At 58.2% G+C, this 14365-nt stretch carries 16 protein-coding genes; 7 read left to right on the top strand and 9 right to left on the bottom strand.

The genetic code is table 11. The features are described from left to right. Positions 1–5: 5 nt before the first annotated feature. Genes ACGKZZ_RS00080 through ACGKZZ_RS00070 form a run of 3 tightly spaced genes read right to left on the bottom strand, consistent with a single transcriptional unit; the run spans position 6 to position 1583 of the window. On the bottom strand, positions 6–212 hold the full coding sequence (locus ACGKZZ_RS00080) for a hypothetical protein (RefSeq protein ID WP_411221391.1): 207 nt from the start codon (positions 210–212) through the stop codon (positions 6–8). A 52-nt stretch (positions 213–264) separates the two neighbouring features. Then, a complete protein-coding gene (locus ACGKZZ_RS00075; RefSeq protein WP_411221390.1) occupies positions 265–918 on the bottom strand; it encodes a ChrR family anti-sigma-E factor in 654 nt (217 codons plus the stop codon). Between the two features lie 8 nt (positions 919–926). Continuing rightward, positions 927–1583, bottom strand: a complete 657-nt coding sequence (locus tag ACGKZZ_RS00070) for a sigma-70 family RNA polymerase sigma factor (protein WP_411221389.1) — start codon at positions 1581–1583, stop codon at positions 927–929. 116 nt (positions 1584–1699) lie between these two features. On the opposite strand from ACGKZZ_RS00070, the gene ACGKZZ_RS00065 reads away from it, so the two are divergent. From ACGKZZ_RS00065 to ACGKZZ_RS00045, 5 genes are all read left to right on the top strand, one after another. Further along, positions 1700–2998 (top strand): NAD(P)/FAD-dependent oxidoreductase, encoded by a 1299-nt coding sequence (locus tag ACGKZZ_RS00065; protein ID WP_411221388.1) that lies wholly within the window; start codon positions 1700–1702, stop codon positions 2996–2998. Beyond that, the gene (locus ACGKZZ_RS00060) at positions 2995–3750 is read left to right on the top strand and encodes a DUF1365 domain-containing protein (protein WP_411221387.1); all 756 of its coding nucleotides are present in this window, start codon (positions 2995–2997) and stop codon (positions 3748–3750) included. The genes ACGKZZ_RS00065 and ACGKZZ_RS00060 overlap by 4 nt, the downstream gene beginning before the upstream one ends. Further along, on the top strand, positions 3750–4982 hold the full coding sequence (locus ACGKZZ_RS00055) for an MFS transporter (protein ID WP_411221386.1): 1233 nt from the start codon (positions 3750–3752) through the stop codon (positions 4980–4982). The genes ACGKZZ_RS00060 and ACGKZZ_RS00055 overlap by 1 nt, the downstream gene beginning before the upstream one ends. A 120-nt stretch (positions 4983–5102) precedes the next feature. Further along, the gene (locus ACGKZZ_RS00050) at positions 5103–5834 is read left to right on the top strand and encodes an SDR family NAD(P)-dependent oxidoreductase (RefSeq protein WP_411221385.1); all 732 of its coding nucleotides are present in this window, start codon (positions 5103–5105) and stop codon (positions 5832–5834) included. A 60-nt stretch (positions 5835–5894) separates the two neighbouring features. Continuing rightward, positions 5895–6212, top strand: a complete 318-nt coding sequence (locus ACGKZZ_RS00045; RefSeq protein ID WP_411221383.1) for a DUF3775 domain-containing protein — start codon at positions 5895–5897, stop codon at positions 6210–6212. Between the two features lie 3 nt (positions 6213–6215). On the opposite strand, the gene ACGKZZ_RS00040 is transcribed toward ACGKZZ_RS00045, so the two are convergent. Then, positions 6216–7469 carry a DNA polymerase IV gene (locus ACGKZZ_RS00040; RefSeq protein WP_411221381.1) on the bottom strand — a complete coding sequence of 418 codons (1254 nt, stop codon included), beginning with the start codon at positions 7467–7469 and terminating at the stop codon, positions 6216–6218. Positions 7470–7524: 55 nt separating this feature from the next. Then, positions 7525–8241 (bottom strand): orotidine-5'-phosphate decarboxylase, encoded by a 717-nt coding sequence (pyrF, locus tag ACGKZZ_RS00035; RefSeq protein WP_411221379.1) that lies wholly within the window; start codon positions 8239–8241, stop codon positions 7525–7527. A gap of 174 nt (positions 8242–8415) precedes the next feature. Here pyrF and clpB point away from each other — a divergent pair, with 174 nt between their 5' ends. Continuing rightward, complete coding sequence (gene clpB, locus ACGKZZ_RS00030) at positions 8416–11031, top strand: ATP-dependent chaperone ClpB (RefSeq protein ID WP_411221377.1); 2616 nt, start codon at positions 8416–8418, stop codon at positions 11029–11031. A 249-nt stretch (positions 11032–11280) separates the two neighbouring features. Further along, positions 11281–11943: an MT-A70 family methyltransferase gene (locus tag ACGKZZ_RS00025; protein ID WP_411221376.1), complete on the top strand. Its 663-nt coding sequence runs from the start codon at positions 11281–11283 to the stop codon at positions 11941–11943. Here ACGKZZ_RS00025 and ACGKZZ_RS00020 read toward each other — a convergent pair whose 3' ends face one another. The 4 genes from ACGKZZ_RS00020 to ACGKZZ_RS00005 form a co-directional block, all read right to left on the bottom strand. Then, the gene (locus tag ACGKZZ_RS00020; protein ID WP_411221374.1) at positions 11944–12678 is read right to left on the bottom strand and encodes a BglII/BstYI family type II restriction endonuclease; all 735 of its coding nucleotides are present in this window, start codon (positions 12676–12678) and stop codon (positions 11944–11946) included. It abuts the gene before it with no gap. Between the two features lie 107 nt (positions 12679–12785). After that, entirely contained in the window at positions 12786–13271 is a 486-nt protein-coding gene (locus ACGKZZ_RS00015; protein WP_411221372.1) for a fasciclin domain-containing protein, read from the bottom strand. A 184-nt stretch (positions 13272–13455) separates the two neighbouring features. Next, positions 13456–13902, bottom strand: coding sequence for a DUF302 domain-containing protein (locus ACGKZZ_RS00010; protein WP_411221370.1), 447 nt, complete (start codon positions 13900–13902; stop codon positions 13456–13458). 252 nt (positions 13903–14154) lie between these two features. Next, a partial coding sequence (locus tag ACGKZZ_RS00005) for a hypothetical protein (protein ID WP_411221369.1) occupies positions 14155–14365 on the bottom strand: 211 nt, incomplete at its 5' end.

The following is a 14365-nucleotide window of genomic DNA, read 5'->3' as shown; positions in this document are numbered from 1 at the left end:
TCGGGCTATTTCTTGAATTTTCGCACAATCGCCAAAACGAAGAAAACAGCCGACAGCAGCGCGAAGATATAGGTCAGAGGCATGAACAGACTGTCCTGAACGACGCCGGTGTCGCCAATCCGACCTCCGAACATCACCATTTCCATCAGACCGAAAAGCGCCGAAAGACATGCCAGCGCTATGGCGAGGGTCGTCAGAAGTCTCGGGCCCATGTGATCCTCGCGCAATTTGTGTAGACCACAAGATACGGTCGTGCAGTGTCTGTCAAATGCCCAGGAACGGCTGCACGATACGAGGGACGATCCCTTTGAACCTCAGCGGCGCGTCGGTGACGGCAAGGCAGATGCAATCTTCCGAAATATCCGCGATCGGAGTGTGATGCAGATCTTCGCTGGCAACTTCGATGTCACCGCGCGCGAAATAGCCGTCTGCGTCCTGAAACGCGCCCTGCAAGACCAGCGTGAGTTCGATCCCTCTGTGTCCGTGATCGGGAACAGCCGTACCGGCGGGAATATACAAAAGGCGCGCTGTCGCCTCAGCGGTGGTCGGCAAGACAGCTTGCTTTACACCCATGCCAAGGGAACGCCATTTCACCTTCTCCAACCCGCCCGGAACATACTCGGACAGGGGGAGGGGCAGCCCGTCATCCTGCTTCCGCGCGCTTTGAACAGGCTTTGGCATGGATGTCGCGCCGGATTGGATTGTCCCCAGAACGGACAACAGACTGTCGCCCGACATCTCGGCAGAGGCGCAGTTTTCCAACACCGCGCCGCCAAGTGCGTCATAGCTCTCCAGGGCAGCGCGACAATCGTCACACAGCGAGATGTGTGTCGCAATCACGAGGTTCATCGCCTCGGGCAGCGCGCCTGTTGAATAGGCCATGACCAGATCGTCGGTCAGATGATGGTTGATGCTCATATCAGTCTTCACTTCATTGCGTGGCGCAAGCGGTCCAGCGCCAATCTAATGCGGGATTTGATCGTGCCCAGGGGCAGACCGGTCTCGGCGGCAATTTCGCTGTGCGACAGGTCGCCGAAATAGGCGCGTTCGATCAATTCGCGTTGGTTGTCGGGCAGATCACGCAATGCGCGACCCAATTGTTTGCTCTCTTGTTGCAGGCTCAACACGTCGGTCTGGTCGGGCTCTGCTTCCGGGCCCCAAGGCAAATCCTCGGGCTCGGGGCGCCTTTGCTTGCGCAGCACGTCGATCTTCTTGTTCCGGGCTATGGTGAAAATCCATGTCGATGGGCTCGCCCGGGTGGCATCGTAAAGGTGGGCCTTGTTCCAAACCGTCACAAGAACGTCTTGGGCGCATTCTTCGGCCAGCGCGCCGTTCAGACCCGTGTGCATCAGAAACGCCTTCACACGGGGTCCGAAATGCTCAAACACTCTGATAAACGCATCTTCGTCGCGCATGTCGCGGACTGCGAGAAGGTCATCCACCCACGGCGCAAGGCTGTCTGGTGATCGGTTGGTCAAGGTTTCGCTTCCGTTCACGGCTTTCATATACGAGTTACCGATTTCGCCACCGATGGCAACGGTTGCGGCATTGGTATCGAAATTTGGCTGTGTGGCGGGAATCATACTGCTGTTACGCGGCGGGTGAGGAATCGGATCAAAGTTAAATTCTTTGTTCTTTTCTCATCCGAAGTGCCGTTGGCTGCGTAACCCTGTGTATAACCACACAAAGAGAGTTGACTATGCCATTCGAAGCCAGCGCCAGCGCACCCAGAAGAATTGCCGTGATTGGCGCAGGTATATCTGGAATGGGTGCCGCACACATGCTGGCCGAGGATCATCACGTGACACTGTTCGAGGCAGAACCGCGACTTGGCGGGCACGCGCGCACGATCATGGCCGGCAAGCGCGGCGATCAGCCCGTGGACACGGGCTTTATTGTGTTCAATTACGCGAATTACCCCCATCTTGCCCGTCTCTTCGAGGCGCTTGATGTGCCGGTCACCAAAAGCAACATGAGCTTTGCAGCCAGTCTTGATGGCGGGCGGATCGAGTATGCGCTCGCGACGCTGGGGTCGATTTTCGCGCAGAAAAAGAACCTGTGGAATCCGAAATTCCTGCGAATGTTGCGCGACATCGCGAAATTCAACAAAAATGCGCTCGACGCGACGCATGACCGGACGCTGAGCCTGGGCGCGTTTCTTGACAAACTGGGCACCGGTCCCTGGTTCCGCGACTATTACCTGTTGCCCCTGACCGGAGCGATCTGGTCGACGCCGACGGAAAAGGTGATGGACTTCCCCGCTCATGCTCTAGTCCAGTTCATGGAAAACCATGCGCTGTTGTCGTATTCCGGCCAACATCAATGGTACACCGTCCAAGGCGGATCGGTTGAGTATGTGCGCCGACTGGAGGCCTCGATGGCGCAGCGCGGTGTCACCTTGCGCCCCGGTACGCCGATTGACGGAGTGCGACGCGACATGAACGGTGCCGAAGTCAAGGCGCGGGGTGGTGAATGGCAACGGTTCGACGAGGTGATCTTTGCCACACATTCCGACGACACGTTGCGGCTTTTGTCTGACGCAAGCCGGACAGAGCAGCGCGCGCTTGGCGCAATCAGGTATCAGCCCAACCGCGTCGTGCTACATGCCGATACTCGCGTGATGCCATCGCGCCGCATTTGCTGGTCGTCCTGGAACTATACGGAACGCCCGGCCAAGGACATGAACACGATTGATCTGACCTACTGGATGAACAACCTTCAGCCGATCCCGCATGACGATCCGCATTTCGTCACGTTGAACAGCACGCGCCCCATCCGCGAGGATCTTGTTTATGATGAATGCACATTGCGCCATCCAGTGTATGATCTTGAAGCGCTGGCCGGGCAGGATGTGCTTCACGACATGAATGGTACGAATCACACATGGTTTTGTGGTGCATGGATGAAACATGGCTTTCACGAGGACGGGCTGAGCAGTGCTGTTGACGTGGTCGAGGCAATCCGCGCGCGCAGTGCGGCGTCGGTGGCGGCGGCATGAGCGGTGTCGATCACATCATCGGCCACACCTATCATGCGCGCAAAGGCGGGCCTGACAACGCGTTTCGCTACTCCATCGACTACGTCTTGCTGGACGCCGAAGCAGAGCCCGAAACGCCCGCTTTGTTTTCGCGGAATGCCGGCAACCTGACCAGCCTTCAGGATTGCGATCATGGTGGCAAACCGGGTGAGGGGCGTGGTGCAGAATGGGCGCGCGAGGTTTTGGATGCCCATCAGGTGCGCGCCAAGGGCAAACTTTTGTTGCTCGCGCAACCGCGCATGTTGGGGCATGTCTTCAACCCGGTCTCGTTCTGGCTGGCGCATGACGAGACGGACCAACTCGTTGCCGTGATTGCAGAAGTGTCAAACACCTTTGGAGACAGACACTCCTATCTGTGTTTCAAGCCCGACAATTCAGCCATCGGCCCGACTGATCGATTGAGCGCAACCAAGATTTTCCACGTCTCCCCATTCCAGCCTGTCGAGGGTGGATATGAGTTCAGATTCGATATCCGCCCGGACAAGATCGGCATCTGGATCGACTACACCCAAGGCGCCGGAGGGTTGATCGCCACGCTGACTGGGCCGCGGAAGCCAATCAGCAACGGCTCGATACTGCATTCGATGCTGCGCCGCCCCTTGGGATCGCGGCGCGTTCTGGCATTGATCCATTGGCAAGCGCTCAAGCTTTGGTGGAAAGGCGTGCGCTACCGCACCCGCCCCGAGCCGCCGATGGAAGATGTCAGCCGATAGTGTCGGACCAAAATCAATCGTTGGGTCGCTACGCTGTGTTCGCGGCCGTTCTCGCCGCTGCCGGTTTGCCGATCTATATCCACGCGCCGAAAGTTTATGTCGACGAGTACGGGGTAAACCTCGCCGCATTGGGCGCCGTGCTGTTCGCGCTGCGGCTTCTGGACGTGATACAGGATCCGCTTTTGGGCAAACTGGCAGTTCTGGTACGGCGCTATCAAGCCGCCGCAGTTGCGTGTGCCTTGGCGATCATGGGGGCTGCGATGATCGGTCTGTTCGCGATTGCGCCGCCGGTCGATCCCCTCGTCTGGTTCGCGTTGATGTTGACGCTGGTTTTTTCCACCTTCAGCTTTCTGACGATCAATTTCTATGCGCGTGGAGTTCAGAAAGCCGAAACCCTTGGTTCTGGCTTTGGTCACCTCAGACTTGCGAGGTGGCGCGAGACCGGCGCACTTCTGGGCGTGTGTATCGCCTCGGTTTTGCCATCGGTGTTTCTGGCGCTCGCCTGGCCTGAATTTGTTGTTTATGCGATGGTATTCGCGCTGGCGTGTCTGATCGCTGGCGTTGCGATGCACGCCGAATGGCGCGGCGGCACCTCCGCGCCATCGACAGGCTTTGGAGTCATCCTCAGAGATTCCATTTCGAGACGACTGTTGCTCATCGCTTTGGTGAATGCCGCACCGGTGGCGGTGAGTTCGACTTTGTTTCTGTTCTTTGTGGAAAGCCGCCTTCTCGCCCCCGGATGGGAGGGGCCGCTGTTGCTGCTGTTCTTTGTGTCCGCCGCTGCCGCCGCACCGCTTTGGGGCGTTATGGCGGAACGGGTCGGCGCGAAAGCGGCGCTGATGGTTGCAATGATGCTTGCCATCGTTGCGTTCAGCTTTGCGATGTTGCTGGGTGCCGGAGACACCGTTTGGTTCGCGATCATATGCGTCGGTTCGGGAGCCGCGGTTGGGGCGGACCTCACCCTGCTTCCGGCGATCTTTGCCAAACGCATGGAACGCGTTGCGCCCAATGCGACCGAGGGATTTGCATTGTGGAGCTTTGTATCAAAGTTCACCCTGGCATTCGCCGCCATTGCACTGCTGCCTGCGCTCGAGGCCAGCGGCTTTCAATCGGGGCAGGATAACAGTGCCTCTGCGTTACGGATGCTGACACTTCTTTATGCTGGCGTGCCGTGTCTGTTGAAGCTGGTGGCGATCGCGCTTTTGAGCGCAACGCCGATTGCGAAAAACTAGGGCGATCCACGACAGGGTTCGTGTTGCGCCAATTGGAACCATTGTGAGTCGCGTCCAGTTTCGAAAGTATGGAATGACGATGGCCGATCTGAAGGCCGGACTGCGTAGGAAGGATACGATGTGAGTGATTGGGCGGGCAAACGGTATTGGTTGGTCGGGGCGAGCGAAGGCCTTGGCGAGGCGCTGGCGCGCAAGATGAGTGCAGCCGGCGTGCATCTGATTCTGTCCGCCCGAAGCGAGGACAAGTTGCACGAACTGGCCGACTCCCTGCCGGGGCGTGCAGAGGTTGTGACGGTTGACGTCTCGGACATGGATTCGATCAACAGCGCTGCTGAAAAGATTGGTGAGGTCGATGGCGTCGTGCAGCTGGCTGGCGTCTATTGGCCCTTTGGTGCCAAGGAATGGAACGCCGAGCAAGCCAATGCGATGGCGGATGTGAACTTCACCGGCGCGATGCGGCTCATGGGGGCGGTTGTTCCGAAATTTGTCGAGCGGGACAAGGGCCATATCGTGTTGACCGGATCGCTTTCCGGTTTCCGCGGCCTGCCCGGAGCGGCGGCCTACACCGCGTCGAAAGCAGGCATCATGGTGCTGGCGGAGTCGTTGCACGCAGATTTGCACAAGACAAACGTGAAGGTTCAGCTGATCAATCCAGGCTTCGTGAAAACGCGGCTGACGGCGAAGAACGATTTCAAGATGCCATTCATCATGCAGCCGGAAGAGGCAGCGCAACAGATTTTCGAACATATGACCACCGACACGTTCAAACGCAGTTTTCCGGCGGTCTTTTCCTGGGTGTTCCGGGGCAGCCAATTCTTGCCGGATTGGCTCTACTACCGGCTGTTTGCGTAAGATCAATGCCGCAGGCATTGCGCCGGATCATGGTATGGTTGACCGAATGGGAGAATCGAGATGGAAAAAATCAGTGCAACCAAGGTCGCCGCAGTGATCGTGATGGCGCGCGAACTGGACCGCGCCGAAGGCGAGATGCGCGGTTTTATCGACCGGATGGACGAAGAAGAACAGGCCGCACTTGTCGCCGTGATGTGGATCGGGCGCGGTGTGTTCGAAGTTGAGGAATGGGACGAGGCCTATAACACCGCCGTGACCGAAGCGACCACGCCGACGGCGGATTATCTGATTGGCACTCCGCATCTTGCCGATCATCTGGAGTCGGGTCTGGATGCACTTGGAGTGTCCGCGGTTGACGAAGAAAACCAACTGATGTGACAGCTATCTGAGCGCGCGTCCCTTGAGGATCGAACCGGGCCCGAAACGCTCGCGGATCGAATCTGTTGCACGTTCGGCCAGCGCGCGCTTCACACCATTTGGATCAAGCAAGTCGCCTGAGACATCTGCACTGTCGGCCGCACGCAAGTCGCTTATGCCGGCACCCAAAAGCCTGTATGGCCCGTTGTCGCCCACCTGATCGAAAAGCCCCCGAGCCGTGCGATAGATGCGATCCGCGATTTGCGTCGGATCACTCAGTGACGTGCGTTTGGTGACCAGCGTGAAGTTTGACCGCTTGAGTTTCAACGTGACCACCCGGCCCGCCAGCGCTTTGGCCTTGGCCCGGTCTGACACCTTTTCGCACATCCGCCACAAGTGACCGTCAAGCAGGTCTGGATCGCTGATGTCCTCGTGGAAGGTTGTCTCGTTGGAGATCGATTTCATCGGCGCGTGGGCAGACACGCGCCTTTGATCTTGTCCGCGTGCCAAATGCCAGAGCCGGTTCCCCATACTGCCGAAGCGGTGGGTCAGGTCGTCTTGATCCCAGCGTAGAAGATCTTCGAACGTCCTGATGCCCGCAGTCTCCAAAGCTCCTTGCATGGCCATACCAACGCCCCAGATCATGCGGACCGATTTCGGCCGCAGGAACGCTTCGGTCTCGGCTTTCCCGATGACGGAAAAGCCGCGAGGTTTATCAAGATCCGAGGCGATCTTGGCCAGAAATTTGTTGTGGCTCAGCCCGATCGAGCCGGACAGGCCCAGTTCATTCTGCATCCGCTTGACCAACCGGGCCAACATTACCGCAGGTGGATGACCATGCAGGCGGGCGGTTCCGGTGAGATCAAGAAACGCCTCGTCGAGCGAGAGCGGCTCAATCGAAGGCGTGAGCTCTTCCATGATGGCGCGGATCGCGCGCGAGGCGTCGACATACGCGTCCATGCGCGGCTTTACGATGACCGCGTCGGGACACAGTTTCAAAGCCTGAAACATCGGCATCGCCGAGCGAACACCCCTGATCCGCGCGACGTAGCAGGCGGTAGAAACGACGCCGCGCCGTCCGCCGCCGATGATCAGCGGCTTGTCTGAAAGTTCGGGATTGTCGCGTTTCTCGACCGAGGCGTAGAACGCATCGCAGTCCATGTGTGCGATGCTCAGGTCGAACAGTTCGTCATGCGCCAGCACGCGCGGGCTGCGGCACATCGGGCAGCGTGTGCCGTGGTCAAACTCGTGCAGGCAATCGCGGCAAAGGGCGGGCATCAAACGCTCCGGGTGAAGTGCCTCAGTATAGGCCGCTTGCCGCGCGCGGCAAAGATCAAGCGTCGGGTGCCTTTGCGTCCGCCTGACGCATCTCGGCGGTGATCGCCTCGGCTGCGGCACGCGGATCGTCGGCCCGCCAGATCGGCCGGCCGACGACGATATGGTCAACACCGTCCTTCACCGCATTGGCTGGCGTCGCCACCCGCTTTTGATCGTCGAGTCTCGACCCTGCCGGGCGCACGCCGGGAGTTACGATCAGACGTCCCTTTGCCTGTGGCAAAGAGCGGATCATCGCTGCTTCATTGGGCGAGGCGATCACGCCGTCGGCACCCGCCTCAAAAGCGCGCCCCGCGCGTTCCGCAACAAGATCCGGAATGGCGCCATCGCGGATCAAGCAGTCGTCAAGATCGGACCGCTCCAGTGAGGTGAGGATCGTCACGGCAAGGATCTTCATGTCCGACCGCGCGGCACCTTCCTTGGCGGCGCGCACAACATGCGGATCGCCGTGCACGGTGAGGAAATCGAGATCGAACTGGGCCAGACCGCGCACGGCGGATTCGACTGTGGCCCCGATATCGAACAGCTTCATGTCAAGAAAGATGCGTTTGCCATGTTCCTGCTTCAGCTCATTTGCCAGTGCAAGGCCGCCGCCGGTCAGCATCCCGAGACCGATCTTGTAAAACGACACGGCATCGCCCAGCTTTTCAGCCAGCGCCATTCCAGCCAAGGCATTCGGCACATCGAGGGCGACAATCAGGCGGTCATCGGACATTTGCGCATTCCTTAAAGTTTTTGATGTCCTATGCGCTGCGTCGGTCTGTATCAAGCGCCAGAGGGCTTGCGAACGAGTGGGACTCTCCCCAAATATCCTTTGAGGCCCACGCAGTAGGGACGCTGCAACAGCGGGTTCCTGATCATCCGGGCGCTTAACATGAAGGAGAATACCATGAACTTAGAGAAGTTCACGGAACGGTCGCGCGGTTTCATTCAGGCGGCCCAGACGATTGCGATGCGGGAAAGCCATCAGCGGCTTGCGCCCGAACATATTTTGAAAGCTTTGATGGACGACGAACAGGGGTTGGCCTCTAACCTCATCAAACATGCAGGCGGTGCGCCGGAGCGTGTGGTTCAGGCTCTGGATGGCAAACTTGCGAAAATTCCGAAAGTGACGGGTGACGCCGGTCAGGTGTTCCTTGACAGTGCAACCGGCAAGGTTCTGGACGAGGCGGAAAAGATCGCCAAGAAAGCCGGTGACAGCTTTGTACCCGTCGAACGCATTCTGATGGCGTTGACAATGGTGAAGAGCCCGGCCAAGGAAGCCTTGGAAGCGGGCGCTGTCAATGCGCAGGCGTTGAACTCTGCAATCAACGACGTGCGCAAGGGGCGCACGGCGGATTCCGCGAGTGCCGAGGATCAATACGAGGCGCTGAAGAAATTCACCCTCGATCTGACCGAGCGTGCCCGCGAAGGCAAGATCGACCCGATCATTGGGCGCGACGATGAAATACGTCGTGCGATGCAGGTGTTGAGCCGTCGAACCAAGAACAACCCTGTTCTGATTGGTGAGCCGGGCGTGGGTAAGACCGCGATTGCCGAAGGTCTGGCCCTGCGCATCATCAACGGCGATGTGCCCGAAAGCCTGCGCAACAAGCGGCTTTTGTCGCTGGACATGGGCGCGTTGATCGCCGGTGCGAAATATCGCGGTGAGTTTGAAGAGCGGCTCAAGGGCGTGTTGTCCGAAGTGACCGCTGCTGCCGGTGAAATCATCCTGTTCATCGACGAGATGCACACCCTGGTTGGCGCAGGCAAGGCCGATGGCGCGATGGATGCGTCGAACCTTCTCAAGCCTGCGTTGGCTCGCGGAGAGCTTCACTGCGTTGGTGCAACCACGCTTGACGAGTATCGCAAGCACGTCGAAAAAGACGCGGCATTGGCCCGCCGGTTCCAGCCGGTGATGGTGCAGGAGCCGACGGTCGAGGATACGATCAGCATCCTGCGTGGCATCAAGGAAAAATACGAACTGCACCACGGTGTGCGGATTTCGGACTCGGCCTTGGTGGCGGCCGCGACCCTGTCGCATCGCTACATCACCGATCGGTTCCTGCCCGACAAGGCGATCGACCTGATGGACGAAGCGGCGTCGCGACTGCGGATGGAAGTGGACAGCAAGCCCGAGGAATTGGACGCGCTGGACCGTGACATCCTGCAAAAGCAGATCGAGGTCGAGGCGTTGCGGCTTGAGGACGATCAGGCGTCCAAGGATCGTTTGGAAAAGCTGGAGAAAGATCTGTCGGAGCTGCAACAGCAGTCGGCCGAGATGACGGCCAAGTGGCAAGCGGAGCGTGACAAGCTGGCTTCTGCGCGCGATGTGAAAGAGCAACTGGACAAGGCGCGGGCGGAACTTGAGATCGCCAAGCGCGAAGGCAATCTGGCCAAGGCTGGTGAACTCTCCTACGGGGTCATTCCGGGCTTGGAAAAGCAGCTGTCCGAAGCCGAGGAGTCCGATGACGACGTCATGGTCGAAGAGGCCGTGCGCCCCGAACAGATCGCCGGTGTTGTCGAGCGGTGGACCGGTGTGCCGACATCCAAGATGCTGGAAGGCGAGCGCGAGAAATTGTTGCGCATGGAAGACGGTCTGCACAAGCGGGTGATCGGACAGGAGCAGGCAGTGCGTGCCGTCTCAAACGCCGTGCGCCGTGCGCGGGCCGGACTGAACGACGAAAACCGTCCTCTTGGGTCGTTTCTGTTTCTGGGGCCGACTGGCGTTGGCAAGACAGAGCTGACAAAGGCGGTGGCCGAGTTTTTGTTCGATGACGACAATGCAATGGTCCGGATCGATATGTCCGAGTTCATGGAAAAACACGCGGTCAGCCGGCTGATCGGTGCGCCTCCGGGATATGTCGGATATGACGAGGGTGGTGTTCTGACCGAGGCGGTTCGGCGGCGTCCGTATCAGGTGGTGCTGTTCGATGAGGTCGAAAAAGCCCACCCCGATGTCTTCAACGTGCTGCTTCAGGTTCTGGACGATGGCGTTCTGACCGACGGGCAGGGCCGAACTGTGGATTTCAAGCAGACCTTGATTATCCTGACGTCGAACCTTGGGTCGCAAGCGTTGTCGCGCCTGCCCGACGGGGCCGATCCCGAACAGGCGAAACGCGATGTGATGGAAGCGGTGCGCGGGCATTTCCGGCCCGAATTCCTCAACCGACTGGACGAGACGATCATCTTTGATCGGCTCAAGCGCGAGGATATGGACGGGATCGTCGACATCCAGATGGCCCGGCTTCTGAAGCGCCTTGCGGCGCGGAAGATCGACCTTCGGCTTGACGACGGTGCTCGCAAGTGGCTTGCGGAGGAAGGATATGATCCGGTCTTCGGCGCACGGCCCTTGAAGCGAGTGATCCAGCGGACGCTACAGGATCCGCTGGCCGAGATGCTGCTGGCAGGCGATGTATCGGATGGCGACATGGTTCCGGTAAGCGCCGGAGCGGACGGTCTGATAATCGGCGATCGCGTCGCGGCTTCGAACCGGCCGCGGCCGGAAGATGCCGTTATTCACTGACGTTCACAGTGCATCGTGGCTAAAAAGGCGGGGCAATCCCCGCCTTTTTTCTATGTTGCGGGGAGGATAGTGTCGGTCGCCATAATTTTTAAAACCTGTCGGATCAATTTGATGATTTGTTAAGGGGTGTCGGGCATCCTTGGACAGGTCGATATCGGATGATGCTATGCTGGTCATGGCCGCGTTCTTTGTTTGCCCGATACAAAATATTGATCTAGACAGGAGCGAAACCACAACCGAAGGTGACACATGACGGCTGCGAATGATCTCCGCACGTTCTTGGGCGACGACCGGTTTGCCACCGTTATGGCTGATCCGCCTTGGCGGTTTCAGAACCGAACCGGTAAAATCGCGCCCGAACACAAGCGGTTGGCCCGATATCCAACGATGACGCTGGATGACATCTGTGCGCTGCCAGTGGCCGAGCACATGGAAGATCGTGCCCATTGTTATCTCTGGGTCCCCAATGCGCTGCTGCCCGAAGGGCTTCAGGTCCTCAATGCCTGGGGGTTTGAATACAAATCCAACATCGTGTGGGAGAAGATTCGCAAGGACGGCGGACCGGACGGGCGCGGCGTCGGGTTCTACTTCCGCAATGTGACCGAGATTTTGCTGTTCGGAGTGCGCGGCAAGAACGTCAGAACGCTTGGACCGGGGCGCTCGCAGGTGAATTACATCGAAGCCGAAGAGCCCGATAGCGACGTTCTGAAAACGCGCAAACGCGAGCATAGCCGCAAGCCGGACGAACAGTACAAGATCATCGAGAATTGCTCTTGGGGTCCGTATCTCGAATTGTTCGGTCGTGGTGTGCGTGACGGTTGGACCGTTTGGGGCAACCAGGCTGACGATGATTACAAGCCCACATGGAAAACCTACAAACACAATTCCGGGGTCAGCACTGCGGCGGAGTGATCACTCCTGAATGATTGATGCGGGCAACCCGATCAGCAACAGCGGGCAAGGATTTCCGACACCTCTGTCGATGCGATCCTTGAGCTTGCTCCAATGGGTGGTTGCGGCACCAAACTTGTCGCTCACAAACTGTCTGGCAAATGCCTCGGCAAATGGAACCTGCCGGTGCAGGTGTCTTTGCACCGCGTCCCGCTGACGTCTGGTCCGATCCTTCATCTGGAAAGCGGTGACCATCTCGGCCTCGTCCACGAAACCGTGCGTTTCGATGCACCGCTGGACGATGGCGAGCATTTGGTCTTGCAGGCTTTGTCCCCGCGTAATCAGAATACCCGCGGAAATCGCGGACTGGGCATGAAGGCGCTGAAAGTTCTCGAGGTCGCGATCAAAGAACGGATCCTTGTTGTTCCACTCTATTTCCAGCGCAATCGTGCCCGACTCGGTTAGTCGAACATGGTCGATCTCGTGGCTTTGAGACACCCTTTCGACGCCATCGACGATCAGTTTGAATTCAAAATTGTGCTTGGGCCAGTGCGCGTCGTAAAGACGGCGGCGCAAGCGCTGCGTTGACGGCGCCTCCCCACCCCCCGATCCGATCAATTCGGTCGCCGGAATCGTCAGGTCCAACAGCGCGTCAATCAGTTCGTCAGCGATGTGGGGGAAATCTACGGCAAGAATGGCACCCGCATGATTGCGGATTGCGATGTCGAAACCATTTTCAGAGAGCCGTTGGAACATCCCCAATCCATAACGACGCAATCAGCGGCTGCAAGTGTATGGCTCGGGGCTCAAGAAAAGAGGCGACAAGAATGCCGCCTCTCCAAGCATCAGTCCGATTGCCGAATTTAGCTGTCGGGCATGATCACTTTGTCGATGACGTGGATAACGCCATTTGACGCTTCGATATCGGCGGTGGTGACGGTGGCACCGTCGACCATCACACCGTTATCAAGATCGATCATGACTGTGGAGCCTTCCACGGTCTCGGCTTCCATGTCGTCGGTCAAATCGGTTGACATCACCTTGCCCGGCACGACGTGGTAAGTCAGGATCGAAACGAGCTGATCTTTGTTTTCCGGTTGAAGAAGAGTGTCCACGGTCCCTTCGGGCAATGCGGCGAACGCTTCATCAGTCGGGGCGAAAACCGTGAACGGGCCATCACCTTTCAGCGTGTCAACCAAACCGGCGGCTTGCACCGCAGCCACGAGTGTCTCAAAAGACCCGGCGTCAATTGCCGTGTCGACAATATCCATGGAATGGCCTTCGGCAAAAGCGGAGCCGGCGAACATGGTTGCAGCAGTGGTCAGAGCGAGAGTTGTCTTGCGAAACATTTAAGTCGTCCTTTCGTCATGCGTTGGGAGGCGTCCTGCGCGTCCTATACCTTTAACGAAGGAGAGGCGGGTTTGGATGAGCGGGGAAACCCGCCGGTCCCGCTTGACGAAAGGGCGCGAGCCGCTAAGCCCGCGCCCTTCAGGAATTCAAATGAACTCCTTGTGATGTCACGTCAGTATTTCGTCACTCTTCCAGCCCGATCGCGGCACGGCTCAAGCTGTCAAGAAGGTCCTCGACCTTCTTCATCGCACCCTCAGGAAAGGTACGGTAGCCAATGGTTGTGACATCCGCCGAGTCCGGGCGTACCATGACAAAGATATCGTAGGGACAGTACACGATATTCATCGGATCATCCTCCATCACCTCGCGCGATACCTGGGCAGAGCAGAAACTGTAAACATCGGCGTGCTCATACAATGTGACGTCAGAGCCGACATCGCCGCGGGTGCGCTCAAGCATATCGCCAACATAGCTGACGGAGTCGATCACCAGACCGGCGTCGAGTATGGCGTTCTCAAGCCCGAAAGTGACGTCCTCAAAGGATTGATCGGACTCGTATGTCACCAGGTCCGCCGCGGACACGGAGGAGGCGACGATAGCCAGTACTAATGAGGGGAGAAGTTTTTTCATGATCTTTCCTTTTGCATATCGGAAGGGTGGCAGCGAACGGCATACACCTTTCATGTGTAGCGCGATGCCTCGCACCAATGCAACGAATTGAATGTGAGGAGCGGCGCGGCAGGTGGGTTTGGCCGGGTGATTCCGATCGGGCACCGCAAATCGAGCCGAGTCGCCACCGAATCTCCGGCAATCCACCCTGATCTGAGCAACTTCATCAATGCAGAGGCACGGTAGGTCTTGTGAGCGCTCCGAGCCACGTCGCTAGATATTGCGGTGCGGGACGCAAACTTTCACCAACTCAGACTTTTGCAAACAAAAGTTACGCCAAGCGCATGATTTCCAATAGAAAATGACAAATTCATTTTTTACCGATTTTTCTTCATTTTCTGCTTGCGGGTTTGGGTTGGTAGGCTTAGAACCCCCTTCACCGGCGGCGCTGAGGTGCACGTTGGGGCGGTTGACGGGACGGACG

The organism is Marivita sp. S2033 (genome assembly GCF_046592965.1).
Lineage (GTDB): Bacteria > Pseudomonadota > Alphaproteobacteria > Rhodobacterales > Rhodobacteraceae > Marivita.
Note: the sequence above shows the minus strand (reverse complement) of the source record. Positions and strands in the feature narration are given on the sequence as shown.